This is a genomic window from Ramlibacter pallidus (assembly GCF_015070875.1).
Lineage (GTDB): Bacteria > Pseudomonadota > Gammaproteobacteria > Burkholderiales > Burkholderiaceae_C > Ramlibacter > Ramlibacter pallidus.
Genome location: NZ_JADDIV010000001.1, coordinates 846,750 through 869,503, shown reverse-complemented (window position 1 = coordinate 869,503; position 22,754 = coordinate 846,750). Strand labels below are relative to the sequence as shown.

Genomic DNA, 22,754 nt, shown 5'->3' with positions numbered 1-22,754 from the left:
ACTACTGGCAGCGGCCGAAGCGCTTGCGGAAGCTGCGGGGCTCCAGCGCGCCCGGCACGGACCACAAGCCCTTGCGCTCCTGGCGCGCCAGGCGCTCGAGCCGCGCATGCGGCCCGGCCTTGCCCTGGAAGCTGGACGACCATGCGTGGCCATTGCGCACCATCCAGGCACCGATGTCCTGCCGGCGGTGCTGCACCCGGGCCAGCTGGCGGTCGAAGGTGTCGGTCCCCTGCGTCTGCACGCGCACCGGTTCGCGCAGCAGCCGTTCGCGCAGCGCGCGCTTCGCTTCGGCGCCGTGCGGCTGGCAGCCCTCGGGGGCGTCGATGTCCACCAGCCGGAGCTCCACCGGCGCGCCGCCGCCGTTCGGTCGGACCCAGATGGTGTCGCCATCGGTGACGTGCGTCACCAGGCCGTGGAAGGTGGCCGCCTGCAGCGCCGGCGCCGCCACGATGCAGGCCGCGAGGATCCAGCCCCTCATGGGCCGCCGAAGTGGTCGAAGCCGGCGGGATCCACCGGTCGCGCGACGCCTTGCGCGTCCACCACGACGAGGCCGGGTTCCGCCCGGACCCGGCCGATGCGGGTGACGGGCGCGCCTGCGCGCATGGCGGCCGCTTCCACGCCAGCGCGCCGGCCGGCCGGCGCGGTGAAGGCGAGTTCGTAGTCGTCGCCGCCGGCGAACACCAGGTCCTGGACCTGTGCCTCGGGCAGCCGGAACCCGCCGCGTCCGGCCGCGAACAAGCCCGCGGCGGCGGTGCCCTCGATGGCCGCCCCGACGCGCGACGCGCGCAGGACGTGGCCGAGGTCGCCCGCGAGCCCGTCGCTCAGGTCGATCGCGGCGGTCGCCAGGCCCCGCAGCGCGAGCCCCAGCGCCACGCGGGGCTGGGGCTGTTCCAGGCGCCGGCGGGCCGCTTCGAAAACGTCCTGCGGCAGCGACACCGTGCCGCGGAACGCCTCGAGCGCCAGCCGTGCGTCGCCCAGCGTCCCGCTCACCCAGAGATCGTCGCCGGCGCGCGCTCCGGAGCGCAACAGCGCCTGTCCGGCCGGCACTTCGCCAAACACCGTGATGTTGATGCACAGCGGGCCGCGCGTCGTGTCGCCGCCGACCAGCTCGCAGGCATGCGTGTCGGCCAGCGCGAACAGGCCTCGGGCGAATCCCGCCAGCCAGCGCTCGTCGACCTGCGGCAACGAGAGCGACAGCGTGAACGCGAGCGGTTGCGCGCCGCAGGCGGCCAGGTCGCTCAGGTTCACCGCCAGCGCCTTGTGGCCCAGGCGCTCCGGGTCCACGGTGGACAGGAAGTGCCGGCCCTCGACCAGCAGGTCGGTGGACACGGCCAGCTGCATGCCGGGCGCGGGCTGCAGCAGCGCGCAGTCGTCGCCGACGCCCAGCGGGTTGCGGCGCACCGGCCGCGTGAAGTAGCGCGCGATGAGGTCGAATTCGCCCATGCGCGGCAGCTCACGCGCGGGCGGGCCGCCCGCGGAAACGCTCGGCGGCCTGCCGCACCATCTCGGCCAGCAGCCGTTCGTGCGCATGCGTCTCGCGCAGCCAGCGGGCGTCGTTCGACCCGTGGTCGGCGCACTGCCGCAGCATGTCGATGGCCGCCGCGGCACCGAGCCGCCGCGCGTGCGGTTCGATCTGGTTGCAGGTGCGCACGATGTGTTCGCGCAGCGGCAGGTGTTCGCCGGTCGCCGGCTCCACGTACACCGCCTCCAGCCCGAAGCGGCAGGCCTGGAAGCGGTTGTAGGTGTAGACCATGTAGTCGTCCTCCTGGGGCACGAAAGGCTGTTCCTCGAGGAACCAGGCGCCCAGGGACTGCACGAAGCCGGCGAGGGCGGCGGCGCGCTCGATGGTGAGCGGCGTGTCGAAGACGCGGATCTCGATGGTGCCGAACTCCGGCTTGGGCCGGATGTCCCAGTAGAAGTCCTTCATGCTCTTGACCACGCCGGTGCGCGTGGTCTTGGCGAAGAACTCGCCGAACTTGTCCCAGCTGAGGGTGAACGGCGCCCGGCCCGACATGGGGAAGGCGAACACCGAGTTCAGGCGGGCGGAATCGAACTGCGTGTCATGCCCCTGCACGTACGGCGAACTCGCCGACAGCGCGATGAAGTGCGGGATGTAGCGCGACATCCGGTGCAGCATCAGCAGCGCGTCGTCGGGCGAAGGGCAGCCGATGTGCACGTGCTGTCCGAAGATGGTGAACTGCTTGGACAGGTAGCCGTACAGCTCGGACAGCTGGCGAAAGCGCGGCTTGTCGTAGATGCGCTGGTCGTGCCACATCTGGAACGGGTGCGTGCCGCCGCCCACGCAGGCGATGTTCAGCTTGTCGGCGCAGCGCACCAGCGCGTCGCGGATCTGCGAGAGCTGGCCCAGCACCTCGGCGCTGGAATGGCAGATGCCGGTGGAGATCTCGATCATGCTCGAGGTCATCTCGGGCACCACCGAACCCGGCAGCGGGATCTTCGACATGAGCCGCAGCATCTCGTCCGAGTACGGCGCCAGGTCGTAGTCGTGCGTGTTCACCAGCTGCAGCTCGAGTTCGACGCCGAGCGACAGCGCCTTGGACTGCTGGAAGGGCTCGAGCGCCGGCGGCGCTGCGTCGGCCGGCGGAACCGAGATCACGGGATCGAGCCTATCCACGGGCTTCTCCCGCCGGCAGCCCGGTGACCTGCGGCTGCCAGGGCTTGAGGCTTTCGCCGGCGCGGTAGATGGCGAAAGTGGCGATGATCGCGCCGACGATCTCCATCAGGAGGATCGCCGGCAGGGCGATGCTGGCGATGCGCGGGCCCAGGGTCAGCGACGAGGCGACGAACTGCGACACGAGCAGCAGTGCGATGGACGACATCGGCGTCATGGCGCAGCCGGTCCAGAAAGCCTGCTTCCAGCTGGTGCCGCTGCCCCAGTTGGCCGCCGAGACGCCGAGCACCTTGGCGAGGAAGCGCGCGGCGACCACGGCCAGCACCATCCCGACGACGGCGGGGTTCCAGTCCGCCTTGGCCGCCACCACCGACACGAGCACGAACATCAGCATCGTCAGCAGCGATGCCGCGGTGCCGAGCTGCTTGGTCCAGGCCCAGGGCCGCGGGTGCAGCTGCTTGAGCATCAGCCCGCCGATCAGCGCCGCGAGCGGGGCGGAGCCGCCGAAGTGCGCGGCCAGCGCGGTGCCGGCGGCGATCAGCGCGATCAGCAGGATGGAGGTGTTTTCCGAAGTGGGGCTCATCACCCGCAGCGCGGAACGCAGTGCCAGGGCGACCAGCGCGCCGACCACGAACGACACGCCCAGGATGACGGCCACCGGATAGAGCGCGGCGTAGAGCCCGGTCTCCTCGCGGTGCAGAGTGCCGGCCCGCGCGCTCACCAGCGTCAGCGCATAGAAGGTGCTGAGGGTCGAAAGGACCATGGCGCGTTCGGTGACGGGCCCGGCGGCGCGCGTGTCCATGATGACGCGGCTGAGCACTGCCGGCGAGGCCGCCATCGCGATCAGCGCCACGCCCTCCGCCACGCTCGCGCGCACGTCCATGAAGCGCAGCACGTAATAGACCGCCACCGCCGTCAGCACCGACTCGAGCAGGCTTTGCAGCAGCACCATGGGGTTGTGGCGGAACCAGCGCAGCGCGATGCGGCCGCCGGACTCGAACAGGACGACGGCGACGCCGAGTTCCAGCAGGAACAGCGCGACCCCCTGCAGCGGCCAGGCCGCGCCGGAGAAGCCGAGCAGGCCCGCGATGGTGCCGACCAGCGAGTAGCCCACGACCTTGGGCAGGCCGGTGTGCCGTTGCAGCAGGTGGCCGGCCGCCGCCGCGAGCGCGAGCAGCAGCGACCATTGCACGGTGGGAAGGCCGGCGGAGGGCTTGACCCATTCCGCCCAGACGGCCATCACTTCATCCATGCGCGCGGCCCTTCAATGCAGCACGCGGCGGCTGCCGTCATCGAGGGTGAACGCGGGGATCTCCACGTCGAAGCGCTCGCCGTCCTCGGCCACGCAGAAGTAGCTGCCCTGCATGCTGCCGCTGGCGGTGCGCAGCCGGCAGCCGCTGGTGTACTCGAAGGACTCGCCCGGCTTCAGCAGCGGTTGCTGGCCGACGACGCCGAGGCCTTTCACCTCCTCGGTCTCGCCGAGCTCGTTGGTGATGACCCAGTGGCGGGAAATCAGCTGCGCCGGCACGTCGCCGGCGTTGCGGATGGTGATGGTGTACGCGAAGCTCCACACGCGCTGCTCGGGAGCGGACTGCTCCGGCAGGTAGCGCGGCTGGACTTCGACCTCGAAGGCATAGCGGGGCATGGGGGGCAATGCTAACCCCAGCGGCGCCGGGCCCGTCGGCGACAATACGTGACATGAGTACGCGCACCTTCCGCATCGCCCCGTCGATCCTCTCCGCCGACTTCGCCCGCCTGGGCGAAGAGGTCCGCAACGTCATCGCCGCCGGCGCCGACTGGATCCACTTCGACGTGATGGACAACCACTACGTGCCGAACCTCACCTTCGGCCCGATGATCTGTTCGGCGCTGAAGCCGCACGCGAAGAAGGCCGACGGCAGCGCGGTGCCGATCGACGTGCACCTGATGGTTCAGCCGGTGGATGCGCTCGCCGAGTCGTTCGCGAAGGCGGGGGCCGACTACATCAGCTTCCATCCCGATGCATCGACGCATGTGCACCGCAGCGTGCAGGCGATCAAGGCGGCGGGCTGCAAGGCGGGCCTCACCTTCAATCCGGCGGCGTCGCTGGACGTGCTGGACTGGGTGATCGACGACATCGACCTCGTGCTGATCATGAGCGTGAACCCGGGCTTCGGCGGCCAGGGCTTCATCGATTCGGCGCTGCGCAAGATCGAGCAGGCCCGCAAGCGCATCGACGCGAGCGGCCGCGACATCCGGCTGGAAGTCGACGGCGGCATCAAGACGGACAACATCGCGCGCGTGGCCGCCGCGGGTGCCGACACGTTCGTGGCCGGCAGCGCGATCTTCGGCAAGCCGGACTATCGCGGCGTCATCGACGGCATGCGCGCGCAGCTGCGCGGCTGACCCCGGTCAGCGCCCGCGCGGCTTGTCCGCGTCCTCGCGCAGCCGGTGGTAGGTGGCGTCCGTCTCGCGGGCCTTGCTCGTGTCCTGTTCGCCGTCGACGACCGCATCGTGCGCGATCTGTCCCATGCGCCTCGCCGTGGAGTCGTCGGCCGCCTGGCTGTCCGACGATTCGTCGCGCTCGTGCGGCATGCGCGCCTTGGGGGCCTGGTTCTCGCCCTGCGCGGTGACCGTGTTGCCTTCGGAGGGGCGGGCCACCTCCGTGTCGCGTTCTTCCTTGATCCGGCTCATGGTGTTCTCCTGGTGCCCCATGCTGCGGCAGGGCGGGCGGCCCGGCGGTAGGACGGCGTCCCGCCAAGCGCGGACCGCGTTGCGCGGAGGACGGCAAGACACCCGAGGGCGTGTGGGAACGCTCCTACGGGCGGTGACGGCAGCGCCCCACAAATTGGCCCGCTGAAGGGCTACGGTCCCTCCGGCTGAGGCTTGGTGCAATGCGGGACCGCGAAAGATGCGGAAGGGAGAAGCGGATGGGAATCGAACCTGTGGTGCCCGCGTGGCTGACCTGGATCGCCGCCGGCGGCGTGGGCATGGGGGCGGTGACCGCCCTCGCGCGCATGCTCGAGGCCGTGCTCGACCTCGATCCGAGCTGATCCTTCGCCTTCCCCTTGCGGCGCCCGCGGCGCCGCTGCCCGTTTGCTGTCCGGCCACCCAGGAGTGAAATACATGGCCTCTTCCCGTACGGAGGGCTCGCGCAAGTCGAAAGCGGCCGATGCGGTCGCCAACCGCCAGAAACAGCTCGAAGCCTTCACGCAGGGGCCGGAGAACCTGCTCACCACCAACCAGGGGGTGGTGCTGCCCGACAACCACAACTCGCTGAAGGCGGGACTGCGCGGGCCAAGCCTGCTGCAGGACTTCATCCTGCGCGAGAAGCTCACGCACTTCGATCGCGAGCGCATCCCCGAACGCGTGGTCTACGCGCGCGGTGCCGCCGCACACGGCTATTTCGAGGTGACGCGGCCGCTGGTGGAGTACACCAAGGCCGATTTCCTGCAGGAGGTCGGCAGCCGCACCCCGGTGTTCGTGCGCTTCTCCAACCTGCTCGGCGCCCGCGGCTCGGCCGACACCGTGCGCGACGTGCGCGGCTTCGCCGTCAAGTTCTACACGCGGGAAGGCAACTACGACCTGGTCGGCAACAGCATGCCGGTGGCCTTCGTGCAGGACGCGATGAAGTTCCCCGACCTCGTCCACGCGATGAAGCCGGAGCCGCACCACGAGATGCCGCAGGCCTCCAGCGCGCACGACACCTTCTGGGACTTCATGTCCCTGATGCCGGAAAGCTCGCATGCGCTGATGTGGCTGATGTCGGACCGCGGGCTGCCGCGCAGCTACCGCATGATGGAAGGCTTCGGCGTCCACACGTTCCGCTTCATCAACACCCGCGGCGGCTCCTGCTTCGTCAAGTTCCACTGGCGGCCCAAGCTCGGGAAACATGCGCTCGCGTGGGACGAGGCGCAGCGGATCGCCGGCAAGGACCCCGACTTCCTGCGGCGCGACCTCTGGGACGCGATCGAGCGCGGCGACTGCCCCGAGTGGGAGCTCGGCCTGCAGATCGTCGACGAGGACCGCGCCGGGAAACTCGGGCTGGACCTGCTGGACGCGACCAAGCTGCTGCCCGAGGAACTCGTGCCGATCCTCTGGGCGGGGCGGCTGGTGCTGAACCGCAACCCGGACAACTACTTCTCCGAGACGGAGCAGGTGGCCTTCCATCCGGGCCACGTGGTGCCCGGCATCGATTTCACCAACGATCCCCTGCTGCAGGGACGCCTGTTCTCGTACACCGACGCGCAGCTCGCGCGGCTGGGCGGTCCGAACCACCACGAACTGCCGATCAACCGGGGCGTGTGCCCCATGCACAACTTCCAGCGGGGCGGCGCGCACCGGATCGGCATCCCGAAAGGCCGCGTCTCGTACGAGCCGAACACGCTGGCGAGCGGCTCCGAGTTCCGCGTCGACGGCGGCGAGCAGGGATTCCAGAGCCACCCGGACGACGTCGAGTCGCCGAAGCTGCGGCGTCGCAGCCCGAGCTTCGACGACCACTTCAGCCAGGCCACGCTGTTCTGGAACAGCCAGAGCGCGGCGGAGAGGGAACACATCATCGCCGCCTTCCAGTACGAACTCTCGCGGGTGGAGACGCCGGCCGTGCGGCAGCGCATGGTGGACAACCTCGCGCACGTCGATGCGAAGCTGGCCCGCAAGATCGCCGAGCCCCTGGGCATCGGCCCGCCGGATGCGCGGGCGGCCGCCGGGCAGGCCGGCTTCCGCGAACCGCGCGGCAGGCCGGCGCTGGAATCCGCGCCTTCGCTGAGCATGGAAGCCAACGGGTCCGGCATCCAGACACGGCGGGTGGCGGTGGTGATGGTGCCCGGCGCCGAACTGGGCGCGTTCAAGGTGATCCAGCAGGCGCTGCTGGATGCCGGCGCGACGACGAAGGTGGTGGCCGCGCACCTGGGGACGGTGGCTTCCTCCTCCGGCCAGCAGGTGCCGGTGGACCACACCTTCCTGGCCATGCCCTCAGTGATGTTCGATGCCGTGCTGGTGCCCGGCGGCGCGGCCGCCGCGCAGGCCCTGCTCAAGGACGGTGCCGCGGTCCACTTCATCCTGGAGGCGTACAAGCACTGCAAGCCGCTGTGCCTGATCGGCGAGTCGGTGGAGGTGCTGCGGCTGGTCGGATTGGCGCAAGCGGACGCGCCGCCGGCCGCGGGCGTGATCGTCGGCACCAACGAACCGACGACCCGGCTGCAGATGGCGCAGGACTTCATCGCGGCGATCGGCAGGCACCGGCACTGGTCGCGCGGGCAGATCGAGCAGGTTCCAGCCTGAGCGGATCGCCCGGGCGGCCGTGGGATTTGTCCTACGGCGCGATGTCAGGTGGTCCGACGGCGCGGCAGCTGCCCGCGCGGCCCAATGCATCGAACGGCCGACGTCCGGCCATGCCATGCCCCAGGAGTTCCACGATGGCTTTCAGCGACCAGACCTTCCGCACGCGCACCGGCAGCACGGGACGCGGCTTCGCGTCCATGGACCCGGAACGGCAGCGGGAGATCGTCACCGAGAGCTTCCGTGGCAGCGCGCTGCGCGCACCGGCGCGGCCCACGCGTCCTTTCCAGACGGACTGGATGCGGGCGCAGCCGGAACGCGACACGGGCAACTACGAAGGCGGCAGCAGCCGGCGCGGCTAGGACGGCCGCTCTCCTCCCGCAAGCCAGGGCCGCGGCCCTGGCTTTTTCTTTGGGCGCCGCGGCTATGCTCGCCCCATGCTCCCGCCTGCCACGATGCCCTTGCGCGCCGCGATCGTCGACCTCGACGGCACCCTCGTGGACACGCTCGGCGACTTCCATGCGGCGCTCAACGAAATGCTTGGGGCGTTGCGCTTGCCGGCCATCGAGAGGGCCGTCGTGGCCCGCTTCATCGGCAAGGGCTCGGAGCACCTGATCCGGGCGACGCTCGGACACCTGGGCGCACCGGCCTCCCTCTACGCGCAGGCCTGGGAGCACTACCAGGCGGCCTACCGCAGGCTCAACGGCCGCTGGTCCATGGTGTATCCGGGGGTCAGCGAGGGCCTGGCGCAGCTGCGGCGGGCTGGATTGCAGCTCGCCTGCCTCACGAACAAGCCGGGGGAATTCGCCCGTGAGTTGCTGGCGGCGAAAGGGTTGGCCAGCCAGTTCGAGCTGGTGTTCGGCGGGGACGCCTTCGCCCGCAAGAAGCCCGATCCGCTGCCGCTGCTGAAGACCTGCGAGGCGCTCGGCCTGGCGCCGGCCCAGGTGCTGATGGTGGGCGACTCACGCAACGATGCCGCCGCGGCGCGCGCCGCCGGCTGCCCCGTGGTGCTGGTCACCTACGGCTACAACCACGGCGAGCCGGTGCACTCCGTGGATGCCGATGCCTATGTCGGGTCGCTGGCGGAGATCGGCCGCGTGCTCGCCGCCTGAATCACGCGGCCTTGCCGAGGAGGCTGTCCTTGAGCCGCCAGTCCGCGGGGTTGGGGCCCAGCCAGATGCGCATGAGCGCATTGAAGAATTCCGGCTCCTTGAAGGGCTCTCCCTGGGCGAGGCCGCGCACGTAGACGATGGTGCCCACGCCGGGCACCCACTCGAGCACGAAGTTGTCGCCGGTCTTGAGCTGCTTGTGGTCGCTGAAGATCTGGCTCATGCGCATCAGCCCCGGAATCAGCTTCACCATGGACGCCCGGTCCATGTTGTCCTCCACGCCGCGCGTGAACAGCCTGCCCAGTTCCGAGGCATCGATGTCGCGCAGCATCGTGACCGACATGCGCTTGGGGCCCGCGGTCCCGAACACCTCCTCCGGCGAACCCGCCTTGCGGGTCATGTACAGCCCGGCGGCATAGACCTTGAACGGGCCCTTGTAGCGCGTGCCGGCGCCATTGAGCACCAGCTTCGTGCCACGCACTTCCGCCGCCTCCTCGTACTTCACGCCGTGGACGGTGAGCTGCGCATGCGATGCCAGCGGGAGCAGGACGGCTGCGACCAGGGTGGCCAGGGCGTGTTTCATCGGGAGTCTCCTCGTCGGAAGCATAAACCGAACGTTCGTGCTAATTTACAAATTGTCGCAAACGGCGGGCGGCTGTGCAACAGGGTTCTTCCCGGCGGCGCCCGGTCGCACTGCCGTTGACAGCGTGCGGCGAAGCCTTTGCTACACTGGCCCGCATGTTCATCCACCGCACGACGATCACAGGTTGCAGCGACCGGGGAGCCTGGCCCTGGCGCAAGCCTGATCCAGTGCGCACCTGATCGCACGGGGCAGCCCGTGCCCCCGCGCCTCACCCGAGGCACACCGATCCCCCTGGCCGCGCGGCGGCCACCGAGCTTGTGGAGGCTCACCCTTGATCACCGAACTGGAATTCAAGAGCCTTGCTTTGCAGGGCTACAACCGCATTCCGCTCATCGCGGAAGCCTTCGCGGACCTCGAAACCCCCCTGTCGCTCTACCTGAAGCTGGCCCACGCCCGGGGCGGCGGCCGGCTGAGCTTCCTGCTCGAGTCCGTCGTCGGCGGCGAGCGCTTCGGCCGCTACAGCTTCATCGGCCTGCCGGCGCGGACCCTGTTGCGCGCGAGCGGCTTCGGCCCGGACGCCCGCACGGAGGTCGTGACCGACGGCGAGGTGGTGGAGACGGCCGGCGGCAACCCGCTGGACTTCATCGAGGGCTACCAGGCGCGCTTCAAGGTGGCGCTGCGGCCCGGCCTGCCGCGTTTCTGCGGCGGGCTCGCGGGGTACTTCGGCTACGACACCGTGCGGCACATCGAGAAGAAGCTGGAAAAGAGCTGCCCCACCGACACGCTGCACTGCCCGGACATCCTGCTGCTGCAATGCGAGGAGCTGGCCGTCATCGACAACCTGTCCGGCAAGCTCTACCTGATCGTGTACGTCGATCCGTCGAAGCCGGAGGCCTACGGCGGCGGCAAGCGGCGGCTGCGCGAGCTGAAGGACCAGCTGAAGTACTCGGTGAGCGCGCCCACGGTGCGGCAGACCGAGACCTTCCCGGCCGAGCGTGAGTTCGCCAAGGCCGACTACCTCAAGGCGGTCGACCGTGCGAAGGAGCTGATCGCCGCCGGCGACTTCATGCAGGTGCAGGTGGGGCAGCGCATCAAGAAGCGCTACACCGAGTCGCCGCTGTCGCTGTACCGCGCGCTGCGTTCGCTGAACCCGAGCCCCTACATGTATTTCTACAACTTCAGCGGGGCGGACGCGGAGGGCAGCGACTTCCACGTGGTCGGCGCCTCGCCGGAAATCCTGGTCCGGCAGGAGAACACCGATGCCGGCCAGAAGATCACGATCCGCCCCCTGGCCGGCACGCGTCCGCGCGGTGCCACGCCCGAAGTCGACAAGGCCGTGGAGCAGGAGCTGCTGAACGACGAGAAGGAACGCGCCGAGCACGTGATGCTGATCGACCTGGCCCGCAACGACATCGGCCGCATCGCGAAGACCGGCAGCGTGAAGGTCACAGAAGCCTTCGCCGTGGAACGCTACAGCCACGTGATGCACATCGTGAGCAATGTGGAAGGCATCCTGAACGAAGGGATGACGAACATGGACGTGCTGCGCGCGACCTTCCCCGCCGGCACGCTGACCGGCGCGCCCAAGGTGCATGCGATGGAGCTGATCGACCAGCTCGAGCCGAACAAGCGCGGCCTGTACGGCGGCGCCTGCGGCTACCTGAGCTACGCGGGCGACATGGACGTCGCCATCGCGATCCGCACGGGCATCGTCAAGAACCAGACCTTGTACGTGCAGGCCGCGGCCGGCGTCGTGGCGGACTCGGTGCCGGAGCTGGAATGGAAGGAAACCGAGGCGAAGGCGCGTGCGATCCTGCGGGCGTCCGAGCTCGTCGAGGAGGGCCTGGAATGAAGCTCCTCATGGTCGACAACTACGACAGCTTCACCTTCAACCTGGTGCAGTATTTCGGCGAGCTCGGGGCCGAAGTCGAGGTGTTCCGCAACGACGAGATCACGGTGGAAGAGATCGCGCAGCGCCGGCCCGACCGCCTGGTGATCTCGCCCGGCCCCTGCTCGCCCGCCGAGGCCGGGATCTCGGTCGAGGCGATCCGCCATTTCGCCGGCAGGCTGCCAATCCTCGGCGTGTGCCTGGGCCACCAGGCGATCGGCGCGGCGCTGGGCGGCAAGATCGTGCGGGCGCAGCAGCTGATGCACGGAAAGACGAGCGAGATCACGACGACACAGGAGGGCGTGTTCGCCGGCCTGCCGCAGAAGTTCACGGTCAACCGCTACCACTCGCTGTCCATCGAACGGGCCAGCTGCCCTGCCGAACTGAAGGTGACCGCCTGGACGGCCGACGGCGAGATCATGGGCGTGCGCCACCAGGCGCTGCCGCTCGAGGGCGTCCAGTTCCACCCCGAATCCATCCTCACGGAGCACGGCCACGCCATGCTGAAGAACTTCCTGGAGCAAGCCAGGTGAAGCCCGTCGACCTGCGCAGCGACACCGTCACGCAACCGACGCCCGGCATGCGGGCCGCCATGGCCGCGGCGCCGCTGGGCGACGACGTGTTCGGCGACGACCCCAGCGTCAACGCCCTGCAGGAGCAGGTGGCCGGCCTGCTGGGCTTCGAGGCGGCGCTGTTCGTGCCGACCGGCACCCAGGGCAACCTGTGCGGCATCCTGTCGCATTGCCAGCGAGGCGACGAATACATCGTCGGGCAGATGCAGCACGCCTACCGCTGGGAGGGCGGCGGCGCGGCGGTGTTCGGCAGCGTGCAGCCGCAGCCACTCGAACACGAGCCGGACGGCAGCCTTGCGCTCGCCGCGATCGAGGCGGCCATCAAGCCGGACGATCCGCATTTCGCGCGCACGCGCCTGCTGGCGCTGGAGAACACGCTGGGCGGCAAGCTGCTGCCCTTCGACTACCTGCAACGCGCGACCGCCCTCGCGCGCAGCAAGGGCCTGGCCACGCACCTGGACGGCGCGCGGCTGTTCAATGCCTCCGTGGCGCAAGCGGCCCACGTGGGCAGCGATCCCCGCACCGAGGCGCGGCGCATCGCCGGCCTGTTCGACAGCGTGTCGGTGTGTTTCAGCAAGGGGCTTGGCGCGCCGGTCGGGTCCGCCCTGTGCGGCAGCAAGGACCTGGTCGCGCGCGCCCGCCGCATCCGCAAGATGGCGGGCGGCGCCATGCGGCAGTCGGGCGTGCTGGCCGCGGCGGCCGCGTACGCGCTCGAGCAGCAGGTGGACCGGCTCGCGGACGATCACGCGCTGGCCCGGCGCCTGGCCGATGGCCTGCAAGGCATCGAAGGCTTGCAGGTCGAGCCGCCGCAAACCAACATCCTCTTCGTCGACCTGGTGGGTCCCGCACGCGAGCGCTCGGCCGAACTGCTGCCGTACCTGCAGCGGCAAGGCGTGCTGGCGACCGGCCTCTACCGCCTGCGCTTCGTCACTCACCTCGACGTCGACGCCGCGGGCGTGGACCGCGCGATCGCGGCGATCCGTTCCTTCTTCCACGCCTGAGGCCGCCATGCCCGACGCCCAGCACCTCGTCCTGTTCATCGCCGCCGGCCTCCTGCTGAACCTCACGCCGGGGCCGGACGTCCTCTACATCGTCAGCCATGCGCTGCGGGCCGGCGTCCGTGCCGGCGTGGTCGCCGGCCTGGGGATCACCGCCGGCTGCTTCGTCCACATCTTCGCCGCCGCCGCCGGCGTCAGTGCGCTGCTGGCAGCGTCGGCCACGGCCTTCACCGTGCTGAAATGGATCGGCGCGGCGTACCTCGTGTGGGTCGGGCTGAAGCTGCTGTTCGCCCGGACCCCCCAGGCGCAGCCGGACCTGGAGGCGCTCGCGCGTTCGCAGGCGCCTGCCGACCTCTGGACGGTGTTCCGCGGGGGCTTCCTGACCAACGTGCTCAACCCCAAGGTGGCGATCTTCTTCCTCGCCTTCGTGCCGCAGTTCATCGCGCCCGGCACCGGCCACGAGGCGCTGGCCTTCCTCGCGCTGGGCACCCTGTTCAACGTCAACGCCATCGCGGTGAATGCGGGCTGGGCCGTCGCCGCGGCGTGGATGGCCCGGCGGGCGGCGGTGCAACGCGCGATGCACTGGCTCGACCGCGCCGCCGGCCTCCTGTTCGTGGGCTTCGGCCTGCGGCTGGCCATGGCCGAGAATCCCACCCGATAACCGCATCCCGAGGAGCAACGCCATGCCCATCACCCCGCAGGAAGCGCTGCAGCGCACGATCGAACACCGCGAGATCTTCCACGACGAGATGCTGCACGTGATGCGGCTGATCATGAGCGGCGAGCTGTCGCCGGTGATGACGGCGGCCATCGTGACGGGCCTGCGCGTGAAGAAGGAAACGATCGGCGAGATCACCGCCGCCGCGCAGGTGATGCGCGAGTTCTCCACCAAGGTGCACGTGGCGGACAAGACCCACCTGGTCGACATCGTCGGGACCGGCGGCGACGGCTCCCACACGTTCAACATCTCGACCTGCTCGATGTTCGTCGCGGCGGCGGCCGGGGCGAAGGTGAGCAAGCACGGCGGCCGCAGCGTCTCCAGCAAGAGCGGCAGCGCCGACGTGATGGAGGCGCTGGGCGTCAGCCTCGCGCTGTCGCCCGATGCCATCGCCAGGTGCATCGCCGAGACGGGCATCGGGTTCATGTTCGCCCCCAATCACCACCCGGCGATGAAGAACGTTGCGCCGGTGCGCAAGGAAATGGGCGTCCGCACGATTTTCAACATCCTCGGGCCGCTGACCAACCCGGCGAGCGCGCCCAACATCCTGATGGGCGTGTTCCACCCGGACCTGGTCGGCATCCAGGTGCGCGCGCTGCAACGCCTGGGCGCCGAGCACGCACTGGTGGTGTACGGGCGCGACGGCATGGACGAAGTGAGCCTGGGGGCCGCCACCCTGGTGGGCGAGCTGAAGGACGGCGAGATCCGGGAGTACGAGGTGCACCCCGAGGATTTCGGCATGACCATGGCGAGCAACCGCGCCTTCAAGGTCGGCACGCCGCAGGAGTCCCTCGCCGTGATGCGCCAGGTGCTGGACAACCAGCCCGGCGCGGCGCGCGACATCGTGGTGCTCAACGCCGGCGCGGCGCTGTATGCGGCCAACGTCGTCGCCGACATCCGCGAGGGCATCGCCCGGGCGCGCGCTGTGCTCGAGTCGGGCGCTGCACGCGACAAGCTGGAGCAGCTGGTGCGCGTCTCCAAGTCGCTGGCGGGTTGAGATGAGCGACATCCTGGACCAGATCAATGCGGTCAAGCGCGAGGAAGTCGCCGCCGCGAAGAAGAAGAAATCGCTGGAGGCGGTGCGCGAGGATGCGTTCGGCCGCGTGCTGACCCGCGATTTCGAAGGCGCGCTGCGCGCGAAGGTCGCCGCCGGCCGCGCGGCGGTGATCGCCGAAGTGAAGAAGGCCAGTCCCAGCAAGGGCGTGCTGCGCGAGGATTTCATCCCCGCCGACATCGCCCAGAGCTATGCGGAGAACGGCGCCGCGTGCCTGTCGGTCCTGACCGACCGCCAGTTCTTCCAGGGCAGCGCCGACTTCCTGAAGCAGGCGCGCGCCTCGTGCGACCTGCCGGTGCTGCGCAAGGACTTCATCATCGACCCGTACCAGGTGTACGAGTCGCGCGTGATGGGGGCGGACTGCATCCTGCTGATCGCAGCCTCGCTGTCCGATGCCCAGATGGCGGAGCTGGAAGCGGTGGCGCGCAGCCTCGACATGGCGGTGCTGGTGGAGGTGCACGACGGGCCGGAACTGCAGCGCGCGCTGAAGCTGCGCACGCGCCTGGTCGGCATCAACAACCGCAACCTGCGCACCTTCGAGGTCAGCCTCGACACCACGCTCGGCCTGCTGGGCGACGTGCCGGCGGACCGCCTGCTGGTGACCGAATCCGGCATCCTGCAGCGCGCCGACGTGCAGCGGATGCGTGCCGCCGGCGTGCACGCTTTCCTGGTGGGCGAGGCGTTCATGCGCGCCGCCGACCCGGGCGCCGCCTTGGCGGAGCTGTTCGGCGACTGACGGAGCCGTGGCCAAGCCGCAAGCCGACCTGCCCTGGGCGGAGCCGGAGCCCGGCGCGGCGCCGCGCCGCCTGCAGGCATGGGCCCCCGAAGACTGGCCGGTGGCTGCCGGTTGGGAGGACGTGGTCCAGGACTTCCTGGCCAGCGAAGAGGGCCTGCGCCTCGCGGACTTCATGCGCTCGCGCATCGCGCAGGGCGCCGTGATCTATCCGCCGCATCCGCTGCGGGCACTGGAGCTGACGCCGCTGGCCGGCGTGCACGCGGTGGTGCTGGGCCAGGACCCGTACCACGGGCCGGGCCAGGCGCACGGCCTCGCCTTCTCGGTCGCGGAGGGCGTCAAGCTTCCGCCCTCGCTGCGGAACATCTTCAAGGAGCTCGGCACGTCGCCCGCCTCGGGGTCGCTGGTCGAATGGGCACGCTCCGGCGTGCTGCTGCTCAATGCCAGCCTGACGGTGGAAGACGGGCAGTCCGCCAGCCACGCGAAGAAGGGCTGGGAGGCACTGACCGACCGGCTGCTGGCCCGTGTCGCTGCGACCGCGTCGCCCTGCGTCTACCTGCTCTGGGGCGCCCACGCGCAGGCCAAGTCCGCCTTGATCGAGCAGGCGGCCGCACGCCACGGCCGCGACATCCTGGTGCTGCAGACGAACCATCCCTCGCCGCTGTCGGCGGCGCGGCCGCCGGTGCCCTTCCTCGGTTCCGGGTGCTTCCGCCAGGCGCGCGAGTGGCTCGCCGAGCGCGGTGTCACGGGCGTGTTCTAGGGCTTGCGCCAAAGCCGGCCGAGCCAGCTGCGGAAGCCGCCGCCCACCGAACGCATGCGCAATGGCGGCGCCGACTGCAGGTGCAACCGGCTGTCGTCGAGGTAGTCCCGCCCGATGTCGACCGTGCCGCGCTGCCCGATCGCGTCGTGGTGCGCCGCCAGCCACGACCGCCCCGCCGCGCGCCCTGCTTCGAAGAGCTGCGTGATCATGGCGGGATCCGCCGACACCCGGCTGGACGCCGGCAGCTCGCCGAGCACGCCCTCGCCGTCGATGCGGTGCACCCGGATGCTCTTGGCGTGCTCCGGTGGCACGACGCCCTCGGACACCAGCCGGTTGATGAAGTCGACCGCGCGCATCTGGGTGAGCAGGCTGGCGTTGAAGGTGATCTCGCCCACCCGGTCCTGGATCTCTTCGGCCGTGCGCGGCACGCCCGGACGCCGCAGCGGATTCAGCTGGACGACCGCAAGGTCGGCGCTGCTGCATTCCTGGATGAGGGGCGAGAGCGGCGGGTTCACCGAGTAGCCGCCATCCCAGTAGGGTTCGCCGTCGATCTCGACGGCCTGGAACAGCATCGGCAGGCAGGTCGATGCGAGCACGGCGTCGAGCCGGAGTTTCGCGCCGCCGAACACCACGGCCTTTCCGGTGGGCACGTGCGTGGCGGACACGAAGACCTTCAGCTCGCGTTGCGCCTGCAGCAGGCCGAAGTCGATCTGCCGCTCCAGCAGGTCGCGCAGTGGGTTCAGCCCGAGCGGATTGGATTGGTACGGCGAGACGAGGCCGCGCCAGCCCGCGCCTGTCCAGGCCTGCCGCACTTCCGGCGCCCAGCCACTCCAGAGCAGCCGGATGAACTGCTGCTGCAGGCTGCCCAGGCTGCCGAGCGCACCGACCGCGTTCCACACGGCGGCCAGCTGCGTCCGGGCGCCTTCGCGCGGGTCGCGCCGGGCCGCGCGGGCCGCGGCCCAGCCGCTGGCCAGCGCGACGGCGTTCACCGCACCGGCACTGGTGCCGCTGAGTCCTTCTAGGCCGACACGGCCGTCTTCCAGGAGCGCATCGAGCACGCCCCAGGTGAAGGCGCCGTGGGAGCCGCCGCCCTGCAGGGCCAGGTTGAGCATGCGCATGCCCGCACGGTAGCAAGTTCCATCCCGCGGGCGTGTGACACGGCAGCGGCGGCGGGACCGTTTCCCCAATGGGGAGCGTGGGAGAACCGGCCGATCGTGCGCAGGAATCGTGCTATAGTCTGCGGTTCGCCGGAGGGGTGGCCGAGTGGTTAAAGGCAGCAGACTGTAAATCTGCCCGCTTACGCGTACGCTGGTTCGAATCCAGCCTCCTCCACCAGGTTTTCTTTTGAAGGAACCCGGCGAATGCGAAACGGTTGAGTGGTAGCGGCCAGGAAGTCCGCCGGGGTCCCGAAGTGCGCCCGCCGCGGGTGTAGTTCAATGGTAGAACCTTAGCCTTCCAAGCTAATGACGCGGGTTCGATTCCCGCCACCCGCTCCAGTCATCCGTCTTGCGCAGGCGAGCGAATTTCGCCCTTGTGGCTCAGTGGTAGAGCACTCCCTTGGTAAGGGAGAGGTCGCGGGTCCGATTCCCGCCAAGGGCACCAAAGATCTGGTTGTGATCGTTACTTTTTTCGGAGTCGAAAAAAATGGCAAAAGGCAAGTTTGAGCGGACCAAGCCTCACGTCAACGTGGGCACCATCGGCCACGTGGACCATGGCAAGACGACCCTGACGGCGGCCATCGCCACCGTGCTGGCGTCCAAGTTCGGCGGCGAAGCCAAGGCGTACGACCAGATCGACGCGGCTCCCGAAGAAAAGGCCCGCGGCATCACGATCAACACCGCCCACGTCGAGTACGAGACGGCCAACCGCCACTACGCGCACGTCGACTGCCCCGGCCACGCCGACTACGTGAAGAACATGATCACCGGCGCCGCCCAGATGGACGGCGCGATCCTGGTGGTGTCCGCGGCCGACGGCCCGATGCCCCAGACGCGCGAGCACATCCTGCTGGCCCGCCAGGTGGGCGTGCCCTACATCATCGTGTTCCTGAACAAGTGCGACATGGTCGATGACGCCGAGCTGCTGGAGCTGGTCGAGATGGAAGTGCGCGAGCTGCTGAGCAAGTACGACTTCCCCGGCGACGACACCCCGATCGTCAAGGGCTCGGCCAAGCTGGCGCTCGAAGGCGACAAGGGCGACCTGGGCGAGCAGGCCATCATGCGCCTGGCCGAGGCGCTGGACAGCTACATCCCCACGCCGCAGCGTGCCGTCGAAGGCGCGTTCCTGATGCCGGTGGAAGACGTGTTCTCCATCTCCGGCCGCGGCACCGTGGTGACCGGCCGCGTCGAGCGTGGTGTGGTCAAGGTCGGCGAGGAAATCGAGATCGTGGGCCTGGCGCCGACGCTCAAGACCACCTGCACCGGCGTGGAAATGTTCCGCAAGCTGCTGGACCAGGGCCAGGCCGGCGACAACGTGGGCATCCTGCTGCGCGGCACCAAGCGCGAGGAAGTCCAGCGCGGCCAGGTGCTGTGCAAGCCCGGTTCGGTCAAGCCGCACACGCACTTCACGGCCGAGATCTACGTGCTGTCCAAGGACGAAGGCGGCCGCCACACGCCGTTCTTCAACAACTACCGCCCGCAGTTCTACTTCCGCACCACGGACGTGACCGGCGCGATCGAGCTGCCCAAGGACAAGGAAATGGTCATGCCCGGCGACAACGTGACGATCACCGTCAAGCTGATCGCCCCGATCGCCATGGAAGAAGGCCTGCGCTTCGCCATCCGCGAAGGCGGCAAGACCGTCGGCGCCGGCGTCGTTGCCAAGATCATGGAGTAACTAGCAGGGTTTTCGGAACCCGGCCATAATGCCGGGTTCCCCGAAACCGACCGGAGGGGTATAGCTCAATTGGCAGAGCGTCGGTCTCCAAAACCGAAGGTTGTAGGTTCGATTCCTACTGCCCCTGCCACCTGAGTGGCACCCGAAAAAAACCCGACCCGCCCCATGGCGGGTTTGGTGTCTTCAAAGACACCCCCATTGAGAGCAGGAATGGCATCGTCCACGCAGCAAGTTGAAACCGTCACCTCCGGGGCCGACAAGGCCAAGGTGGGCGCAGCCATCGCGCTGGTGATCGCTTCCCTGGCCGGTTTCTACCTCCTGGCGCGCCAGGGGCAGATCGCCCAGTGGGGTGCGCTGGTGGTGGGCCTGGCGGCGGCGGTGGCCGTGTTCTTCACCTCGCTGCCCGGCAAGGAATTCGTCGGCTTCGGCCGCGACGCCTGGAAGGAAACGCGCAAGGTCGTGTGGCCGACGCGCAAGGAAGCCATCCAGATGACGCTGTACGTGTTCGGCTTCGTCGTGGTGATGGCCCTGTTCCTGTGGCTGACCGACAAGACCCTCGAGTGGGTGTTCTACGACCTGATCCTGGGATGGAAGCAATGAGCGAGATCGAAAACGCCGCCGCCGACGGCCAGCAGGCGCCCGAAGTCCCGGCCAAGCCGGTCAACCCGGACCTGCGCTGGTACGTGGTGCACGCCTACTCCGGGATGGAGAAGGCGGTCGAGCGCAACATCCGCGAGCGCATCAACCGCGCGGGCATGCAGGACATGTTCGGCGAGATCCTGGTGCCCACCGAGGAAGTCGTCGAGATCAAGAACGGCCAGAAGCGCACTTCCGAGCGCCGCTTCTATCCGGGCTACGTGCTGGTCCAGATGATCATGAACGACGAGACCTGGCACCTGGTGAAGCACACCAACAAGGTCACCGGTTTCGTGGGCGGCGCCAAGAACCGCCCGGCCCCGATCTCCGACGAGGACGTCGCCAAGATCATGGGCCAGATGGAAGAGGGCACCGAGAAGCCGCGCCACAAGGTCGAATTCGTCGTGGGCGAGTACGTGCGCGTCAAGGACGGCCCGTTCACGGACTTCAACGGCACCGTCGAGGAAGTCAACTACGAGAAGAGCAAGGTCCGCGTGTCCGTCACGATCTTCGGTCGTGCGACGCCGGTCGAACTCGAGTTCTCCCAGGTCGAAAAGACCTGAGGCAACGCGTCAAAAGGCTCGACGCGAACCAACGAGCCGCAACCCCGGGGAGCCGCAAGGCGCTAGCACCCGCAAGGAAATCAAATGGCAAAGAAGATTGTCGGCTTCGTGAAGCTGCAAGTGCCGGCCGGAAAGGCGAACCCGTCGCCCCCGATCGGTCCCGCGCTGGGCCAGCGCGGCCTGAACATCATGGAGTTCTGCAAGGCGTTCAACGCCCAGACCCAGGGCGTCGAACCCGGTCTGCCGCTGCCGGTGGTGATCACCGCGTTCGCGGACAAGAGCTTCACCTTCATCATCAAGACGCCGCCCGCGACCGTCCTGATCAAGAAGGCCGTCAAGCTGGACAAGGGCTCCGCCAACCCGCTGAAGGACAAGGTCGGCAAGATCACCCGCGCGCAGCTGGAAGAGATCGCCAAGACCAAGCTCAAGGACATGAACGCCGCCGACATCGACGGCGCGATCAAGACCCTGGCGGGCTCGGCCCGCTCCATGGGCATCACGGTGGAGGGCGTCTAAATGGCCAAGCTCACGAAGAAGCAGAAAGCCCTCGAGGGCAAGGTCGACAGCACCAAGCTGTACCCGCTGGCCGACGCGTTCCGCATCGTCCAGGAAGCCGCCACCGCCAAGTTCGATGAGTCCATCGACGTGGCCGTGCAGCTGGGCATCGACCCGAAGAAGTCCGACCAGGTCGTCCGCGGCGCGGTCGTGATGCCCAACGGCACCGGCAAGACCAAGCGCGTCGCCGTGTTCGCCCAAGGCGCGAAGGCCGAGGAAGCCAAGGCCGCCGGTGCCGACATCGTCGGCATGGACGACCTGGCCGCCAAGGTCAAGGCCGGCGACATGCCCTTCGACGTGGTGATCGCCGCGCCGGACGCCATGCGCGTGGTCGGTACGCTGGGCCAGATCCTCGGCCCGCGCGGCCTGATGCCGAACCCGAAGGTCGGCACCGTCACGCCCGACGTCGCCACCGCGGTGAAGAACGCCAAGGCGGGCCAGGTGCAGTTCCGCGCCGACAAGGCCGGCATCATCCACGCCTCCATCGGCCGCCGTTCGTTCGACGCCGAGAAGCTGCAGGGCAACCTGGTCGCGCTGATCGAGGCGTTGAACAAGGCCAAGCCGGCCAGCAGCAAGGGCGTGTACCTGCGCAAGGTGGCGGTGTCCTCCACGATGGGCCTGGGCGTCCGCGTGGACACGCAGACCGTCAACGCGCAGTCCGGCCAGCAGTAAGGCCGGCAGTGAATGGGCCGGTTGCGCGAGCAGCCGGCCGGTGTGGTGGGCCGCCGGGCCCGCGAAAGCAGATCCGGCGGGCCATCCGAGACCGTTGGCGAACCGCGAGGTTCTTAATCCGCCAGCCAACGCAGATGGCGATCCCGCTGACAGACGAATTCGAGAGATTTCCGAAGACAGTTGGTCGCTTAAACAGGCGCGCGAAGGGCAACCGGAGCGCAATGGAAGGAGTAGACCTTGAGTCTGAATCGCAGTGAGAAGCAAGCGGTCGTCGAAGAAGTGACCGCTCTCGCCGCCAAAGCTCAAACGCTGGTGATGGCGGAATACCGCGGCATCACGGTCGCCGACATGACGAAACTGCGCGTTGCCGCGCGCAGCAACGGTGTGAACCTGAGTGTTCTGAAGAACACCCTGGCCCGCCGTGCTGTGGCAGGCAGCCCGTTCGAAGTGGCGGGTGACCAGATGACCGGTCCGCTGATCTACGGCTTCTCCGTGGACGCTGTGGCCGCCGCCAAGGTGGTGGCCGACTTCGCGAAGACCAACGACAAGCTGGTCATTCGCGGCGGCGCTTTCGCGGGCAAGTCCCTGGACGTCAACGGCGTGAAGCAGCTGGCGAGCATTCCCCCGAAGGAAGTTCTGCTGGCGCAGCTTTGCGGCCTGCTGAAGTCGCCCATTTCCCGCACCGCGGTGGTGCTGGGCGCTCTGGCGAAGAAAAAGGAAGAAGGCGCCGCTGCCGCTGCCTAAGCGAAGCGTCCCTACGGTCCACCAACTTATTCAGGAAAGTTCAAAATGGCATTCAACAAAGACGATTTTCTGACGGCGCTCGACAGCATGTCCGTCATGGAACTCAATGACCTGGTCAAGGCCATTGAAGAGAAGTTCGGCGTGTCCGCCGCCGCGATGGCCGCTCCGGCCGCCGGCGGCGCCGGTGGCGCTGCCGCCCCGGCCGCGGAAGAGAAGACCGAGTTCACGGTGCAGCTGATGGAAGCCGGCGCGCAGAAGGTTTCCGTCATCAAGGCCGTGCGCGAGATCACGGGCCTGGGCCTCAAGGAAGCCAAGGACCTGGTCGACGGCGCTCCGAAGCCCGTCAAGGAAGGCATGAACAAGGCCGACGCCGAAGCCGCGAAGAAGAAGCTGGAAGAAGCCGGCGCCAAGGTCGAACTCAAGTAATTCGATCCCGCGCCGAG

At 68.8% G+C, this 22,754-nt stretch carries 27 protein-coding genes and 4 tRNA genes; 23 read left to right on the top strand and 8 right to left on the bottom strand.

All coding sequences use genetic code 11. The features are described from left to right. Position 1 precedes the first annotated feature (1 nt). From IM787_RS04490 to apaG, 5 genes are read right to left on the bottom strand one after another with little or no spacing between them, the layout of a single operon-like run. The gene (locus tag IM787_RS04490; RefSeq protein ID WP_193675409.1) at positions 2–478 is read right to left on the bottom strand and encodes a thermonuclease family protein; all 477 of its coding nucleotides are present in this window, start codon (positions 476–478) and stop codon (positions 2–4) included. Beyond that, a complete protein-coding gene (thiL, locus tag IM787_RS04485) occupies positions 475–1,443 on the bottom strand; it encodes a thiamine-phosphate kinase (RefSeq protein ID WP_193675408.1) in 969 nt (322 codons plus the stop codon). The genes IM787_RS04490 and thiL overlap by 4 nt, the downstream gene beginning before the upstream one ends. A gap of 10 nt (positions 1,444–1,453) precedes the next feature. Continuing rightward, positions 1,454–2,635, bottom strand: a complete 1,182-nt coding sequence (locus tag IM787_RS04480; protein ID WP_435531138.1) for a YbdK family carboxylate-amine ligase — start codon at positions 2,633–2,635, stop codon at positions 1,454–1,456. After that, positions 2,628–3,884 carry a cation:proton antiporter gene (locus tag IM787_RS04475; RefSeq protein ID WP_193675407.1) on the bottom strand — a complete coding sequence of 419 codons (1,257 nt, stop codon included), beginning with the start codon at positions 3,882–3,884 and terminating at the stop codon, positions 2,628–2,630. The genes IM787_RS04480 and IM787_RS04475 overlap by 8 nt, the downstream gene beginning before the upstream one ends. A 12-nt stretch (positions 3,885–3,896) precedes the next feature. Continuing rightward, on the bottom strand, positions 3,897–4,277 hold the full coding sequence (apaG, locus tag IM787_RS04470) for a Co2+/Mg2+ efflux facilitator ApaG/CorD (RefSeq protein WP_193675406.1): 381 nt from the start codon (positions 4,275–4,277) through the stop codon (positions 3,897–3,899). A gap of 53 nt (positions 4,278–4,330) precedes the next feature. On the opposite strand from apaG, the gene rpe reads away from it, so the two are divergent. Continuing rightward, complete coding sequence (rpe, locus tag IM787_RS04465) at positions 4,331–5,017, top strand: ribulose-phosphate 3-epimerase (RefSeq protein ID WP_193675405.1); 687 nt, start codon at positions 4,331–4,333, stop codon at positions 5,015–5,017. A gap of 6 nt (positions 5,018–5,023) precedes the next feature. Here rpe and IM787_RS04460 read toward each other — a convergent pair whose 3' ends face one another. Continuing rightward, a complete protein-coding gene (locus tag IM787_RS04460) occupies positions 5,024–5,305 on the bottom strand; it encodes a hypothetical protein (protein WP_193675531.1) in 282 nt (93 codons plus the stop codon). A gap of 236 nt (positions 5,306–5,541) precedes the next feature. Between IM787_RS04460 and IM787_RS21645 the strand changes: the two genes are divergently transcribed. The 4 genes from IM787_RS21645 (at position 5,542) to IM787_RS04445 (ending at position 9,003) form a co-directional block, all read left to right on the top strand. Continuing rightward, on the top strand, positions 5,542–5,664 hold the full coding sequence (locus IM787_RS21645; protein WP_255528509.1) for a hypothetical protein: 123 nt from the start codon (positions 5,542–5,544) through the stop codon (positions 5,662–5,664). Positions 5,665–5,737: 73 nt separating this feature from the next. After that, positions 5,738–7,894, top strand: coding sequence for a catalase (locus IM787_RS04455; RefSeq protein WP_193675404.1), 2,157 nt, complete (start codon positions 5,738–5,740; stop codon positions 7,892–7,894). Between the two features lie 134 nt (positions 7,895–8,028). After that, positions 8,029–8,253, top strand: a complete 225-nt coding sequence (locus IM787_RS04450; RefSeq protein ID WP_193675403.1) for a KGG domain-containing protein — start codon at positions 8,029–8,031, stop codon at positions 8,251–8,253. Between the two features lie 75 nt (positions 8,254–8,328). Further along, complete coding sequence (locus tag IM787_RS04445; RefSeq protein WP_193675402.1) at positions 8,329–9,003, top strand: phosphoglycolate phosphatase; 675 nt, start codon at positions 8,329–8,331, stop codon at positions 9,001–9,003. A gap of 1 nt (position 9,004) precedes the next feature. Here IM787_RS04445 and IM787_RS04440 read toward each other — a convergent pair whose 3' ends face one another. After that, positions 9,005–9,583: a chalcone isomerase family protein gene (locus tag IM787_RS04440; protein ID WP_193675401.1), complete on the bottom strand. Its 579-nt coding sequence runs from the start codon at positions 9,581–9,583 to the stop codon at positions 9,005–9,007. 331 nt (positions 9,584–9,914) lie between these two features. Here IM787_RS04440 and IM787_RS04435 point away from each other — a divergent pair, with 331 nt between their 5' ends. From IM787_RS04435 to IM787_RS04405, 7 genes are read left to right on the top strand one after another with little or no spacing between them, the layout of a single operon-like run. Continuing rightward, the gene (locus tag IM787_RS04435; protein WP_193675400.1) at positions 9,915–11,435 is read left to right on the top strand and encodes an anthranilate synthase component I family protein; all 1,521 of its coding nucleotides are present in this window, start codon (positions 9,915–9,917) and stop codon (positions 11,433–11,435) included. Continuing rightward, entirely contained in the window at positions 11,432–12,004 is a 573-nt protein-coding gene (locus IM787_RS04430; protein WP_193675399.1) for an anthranilate synthase component II, read from the top strand. Before IM787_RS04435 ends, IM787_RS04430 begins: the two co-directional genes overlap by 4 nt. After that, the gene (ltaE, locus tag IM787_RS04425) at positions 12,001–13,044 is read left to right on the top strand and encodes a low-specificity L-threonine aldolase (protein ID WP_193675398.1); all 1,044 of its coding nucleotides are present in this window, start codon (positions 12,001–12,003) and stop codon (positions 13,042–13,044) included. Before IM787_RS04430 ends, ltaE begins: the two co-directional genes overlap by 4 nt. Positions 13,045–13,051: 7 nt before the next feature. Beyond that, a complete protein-coding gene (locus IM787_RS04420; protein ID WP_193675397.1) occupies positions 13,052–13,702 on the top strand; it encodes a LysE family translocator in 651 nt (216 codons plus the stop codon). A 22-nt stretch (positions 13,703–13,724) separates the two neighbouring features. Next, the gene (trpD, locus tag IM787_RS04415) at positions 13,725–14,756 is read left to right on the top strand and encodes an anthranilate phosphoribosyltransferase (protein WP_193675396.1); all 1,032 of its coding nucleotides are present in this window, start codon (positions 13,725–13,727) and stop codon (positions 14,754–14,756) included. Between the two features lies 1 nt (position 14,757). After that, positions 14,758–15,549, top strand: a complete 792-nt coding sequence (gene trpC, locus IM787_RS04410) for an indole-3-glycerol phosphate synthase TrpC (RefSeq protein WP_193675395.1) — start codon at positions 14,758–14,760, stop codon at positions 15,547–15,549. 7 nt (positions 15,550–15,556) lie between these two features. Next, positions 15,557–16,306 carry a uracil-DNA glycosylase gene (locus tag IM787_RS04405; RefSeq protein ID WP_354004345.1) on the top strand — a complete coding sequence of 250 codons (750 nt, stop codon included), beginning with the start codon at positions 15,557–15,559 and terminating at the stop codon, positions 16,304–16,306. On the opposite strand, the gene IM787_RS04400 is transcribed toward IM787_RS04405, so the two are convergent. Next, the gene (locus IM787_RS04400; RefSeq protein WP_193675394.1) at positions 16,303–17,424 is read right to left on the bottom strand and encodes a patatin-like phospholipase family protein; all 1,122 of its coding nucleotides are present in this window, start codon (positions 17,422–17,424) and stop codon (positions 16,303–16,305) included. The two genes, IM787_RS04405 and IM787_RS04400, sit on opposite strands and share 4 nt — an antisense overlap. A 131-nt stretch (positions 17,425–17,555) precedes the next feature. Between IM787_RS04400 and IM787_RS04395 the strand changes: the two genes are divergently transcribed. The 11 genes from IM787_RS04395 (at position 17,556) to rplL (ending at position 22,737) form a co-directional block, all read left to right on the top strand. After that, a tRNA-Tyr gene (locus tag IM787_RS04395) sits at positions 17,556–17,641 on the top strand. Positions 17,642–17,728: 87 nt separating this feature from the next. Continuing rightward, positions 17,729–17,802 (top strand) — tRNA-Gly (locus tag IM787_RS04390). Positions 17,803–17,833: 31 nt separating this feature from the next. Further along, positions 17,834–17,908, top strand: a tRNA-Thr gene (locus IM787_RS04385). 42 nt (positions 17,909–17,950) lie between these two features. Continuing rightward, entirely contained in the window at positions 17,951–19,141 is a 1,191-nt protein-coding gene (gene tuf, locus IM787_RS04380; protein WP_193675393.1) for an elongation factor Tu, read from the top strand. A 54-nt stretch (positions 19,142–19,195) separates the two neighbouring features. Then, a tRNA-Trp gene (locus IM787_RS04375) sits at positions 19,196–19,271 on the top strand. 80 nt (positions 19,272–19,351) lie between these two features. After that, on the top strand, positions 19,352–19,741 hold the full coding sequence (gene secE, locus IM787_RS04370; protein ID WP_193675392.1) for a preprotein translocase subunit SecE: 390 nt from the start codon (positions 19,352–19,354) through the stop codon (positions 19,739–19,741). Beyond that, on the top strand, positions 19,738–20,340 hold the full coding sequence (gene nusG, locus IM787_RS04365; protein ID WP_193675391.1) for a transcription termination/antitermination protein NusG: 603 nt from the start codon (positions 19,738–19,740) through the stop codon (positions 20,338–20,340). The genes secE and nusG overlap by 4 nt, the downstream gene beginning before the upstream one ends. Positions 20,341–20,424: 84 nt before the next feature. After that, positions 20,425–20,856 (top strand): 50S ribosomal protein L11, encoded by a 432-nt coding sequence (rplK, locus tag IM787_RS04360; RefSeq protein ID WP_193675390.1) that lies wholly within the window; start codon positions 20,425–20,427, stop codon positions 20,854–20,856. Then, the gene (gene rplA / locus IM787_RS04355) at positions 20,857–21,567 is read left to right on the top strand and encodes a 50S ribosomal protein L1 (RefSeq protein ID WP_193675389.1); all 711 of its coding nucleotides are present in this window, start codon (positions 20,857–20,859) and stop codon (positions 21,565–21,567) included. It abuts the gene before it with no gap. Between the two features lie 237 nt (positions 21,568–21,804). Beyond that, positions 21,805–22,311 carry a 50S ribosomal protein L10 gene (gene rplJ, locus IM787_RS04350; protein ID WP_193675388.1) on the top strand — a complete coding sequence of 169 codons (507 nt, stop codon included), beginning with the start codon at positions 21,805–21,807 and terminating at the stop codon, positions 22,309–22,311. A gap of 45 nt (positions 22,312–22,356) precedes the next feature. Further along, complete coding sequence (rplL, locus tag IM787_RS04345) at positions 22,357–22,737, top strand: 50S ribosomal protein L7/L12 (protein ID WP_193675387.1); 381 nt, start codon at positions 22,357–22,359, stop codon at positions 22,735–22,737. Positions 22,738–22,754: the final 17 nt, after the last annotated feature.

Bases quoted from the DNA above. Each gene is read 5' to 3' on its own strand.
- trpD (WP_193675396.1), top strand. From the start codon at position 13,725: ATGCCCATCACCCCGCAGGAAGCGCTGCAGCGCACGATCGAACACCGC.
- IM787_RS04400 (WP_193675394.1), bottom strand. From the start codon at position 17,424: ATGCGCATGCTCAACCTGGCCCTGCAGGGCGGCGGCTCCCACGGCGCC.
- trpC (WP_193675395.1), top strand. From the start codon at position 14,758: ATGAGCGACATCCTGGACCAGATCAATGCGGTCAAGCGCGAGGAAGTC.
- IM787_RS04420 (WP_193675397.1), top strand. From the start codon at position 13,052: ATGCCCGACGCCCAGCACCTCGTCCTGTTCATCGCCGCCGGCCTCCTG.
- IM787_RS04475 (WP_193675407.1), bottom strand. From the start codon at position 3,884: ATGGATGAAGTGATGGCCGTCTGGGCGGAATGGGTCAAGCCCTCCGCC.
- rplL (WP_193675387.1), top strand. From the start codon at position 22,357: ATGGCATTCAACAAAGACGATTTTCTGACGGCGCTCGACAGCATGTCC.
- thiL (WP_193675408.1), bottom strand. From the start codon at position 1,443: ATGGGCGAATTCGACCTCATCGCGCGCTACTTCACGCGGCCGGTGCGC.
- secE (WP_193675392.1), top strand. From the start codon at position 19,352: ATGGCATCGTCCACGCAGCAAGTTGAAACCGTCACCTCCGGGGCCGAC.
- nusG (WP_193675391.1), top strand. From the start codon at position 19,738: ATGAGCGAGATCGAAAACGCCGCCGCCGACGGCCAGCAGGCGCCCGAA.
- apaG (WP_193675406.1), bottom strand. From the start codon at position 4,277: ATGCCCCGCTATGCCTTCGAGGTCGAAGTCCAGCCGCGCTACCTGCCG.
- IM787_RS04490 (WP_193675409.1), bottom strand. From the start codon at position 478: ATGAGGGGCTGGATCCTCGCGGCCTGCATCGTGGCGGCGCCGGCGCTG.
- IM787_RS21645 (WP_255528509.1), top strand. From the start codon at position 5,542: ATGGGAATCGAACCTGTGGTGCCCGCGTGGCTGACCTGGATCGCCGCC.
- IM787_RS04460 (WP_193675531.1), bottom strand. From the start codon at position 5,305: ATGAGCCGGATCAAGGAAGAACGCGACACGGAGGTGGCCCGCCCCTCC.
- IM787_RS04430 (WP_193675399.1), top strand. From the start codon at position 11,432: ATGAAGCTCCTCATGGTCGACAACTACGACAGCTTCACCTTCAACCTG.
- rpe (WP_193675405.1), top strand. From the start codon at position 4,331: ATGAGTACGCGCACCTTCCGCATCGCCCCGTCGATCCTCTCCGCCGAC.
- tuf (WP_193675393.1), top strand. From the start codon at position 17,951: ATGGCAAAAGGCAAGTTTGAGCGGACCAAGCCTCACGTCAACGTGGGC.
- IM787_RS04455 (WP_193675404.1), top strand. From the start codon at position 5,738: ATGGCCTCTTCCCGTACGGAGGGCTCGCGCAAGTCGAAAGCGGCCGAT.
- IM787_RS04445 (WP_193675402.1), top strand. From the start codon at position 8,329: ATGCTCCCGCCTGCCACGATGCCCTTGCGCGCCGCGATCGTCGACCTC.
- rplK (WP_193675390.1), top strand. From the start codon at position 20,425: ATGGCAAAGAAGATTGTCGGCTTCGTGAAGCTGCAAGTGCCGGCCGGA.
- IM787_RS04450 (WP_193675403.1), top strand. From the start codon at position 8,029: ATGGCTTTCAGCGACCAGACCTTCCGCACGCGCACCGGCAGCACGGGA.
- IM787_RS04440 (WP_193675401.1), bottom strand. From the start codon at position 9,583: ATGAAACACGCCCTGGCCACCCTGGTCGCAGCCGTCCTGCTCCCGCTG.
- rplA (WP_193675389.1), top strand. From the start codon at position 20,857: ATGGCCAAGCTCACGAAGAAGCAGAAAGCCCTCGAGGGCAAGGTCGAC.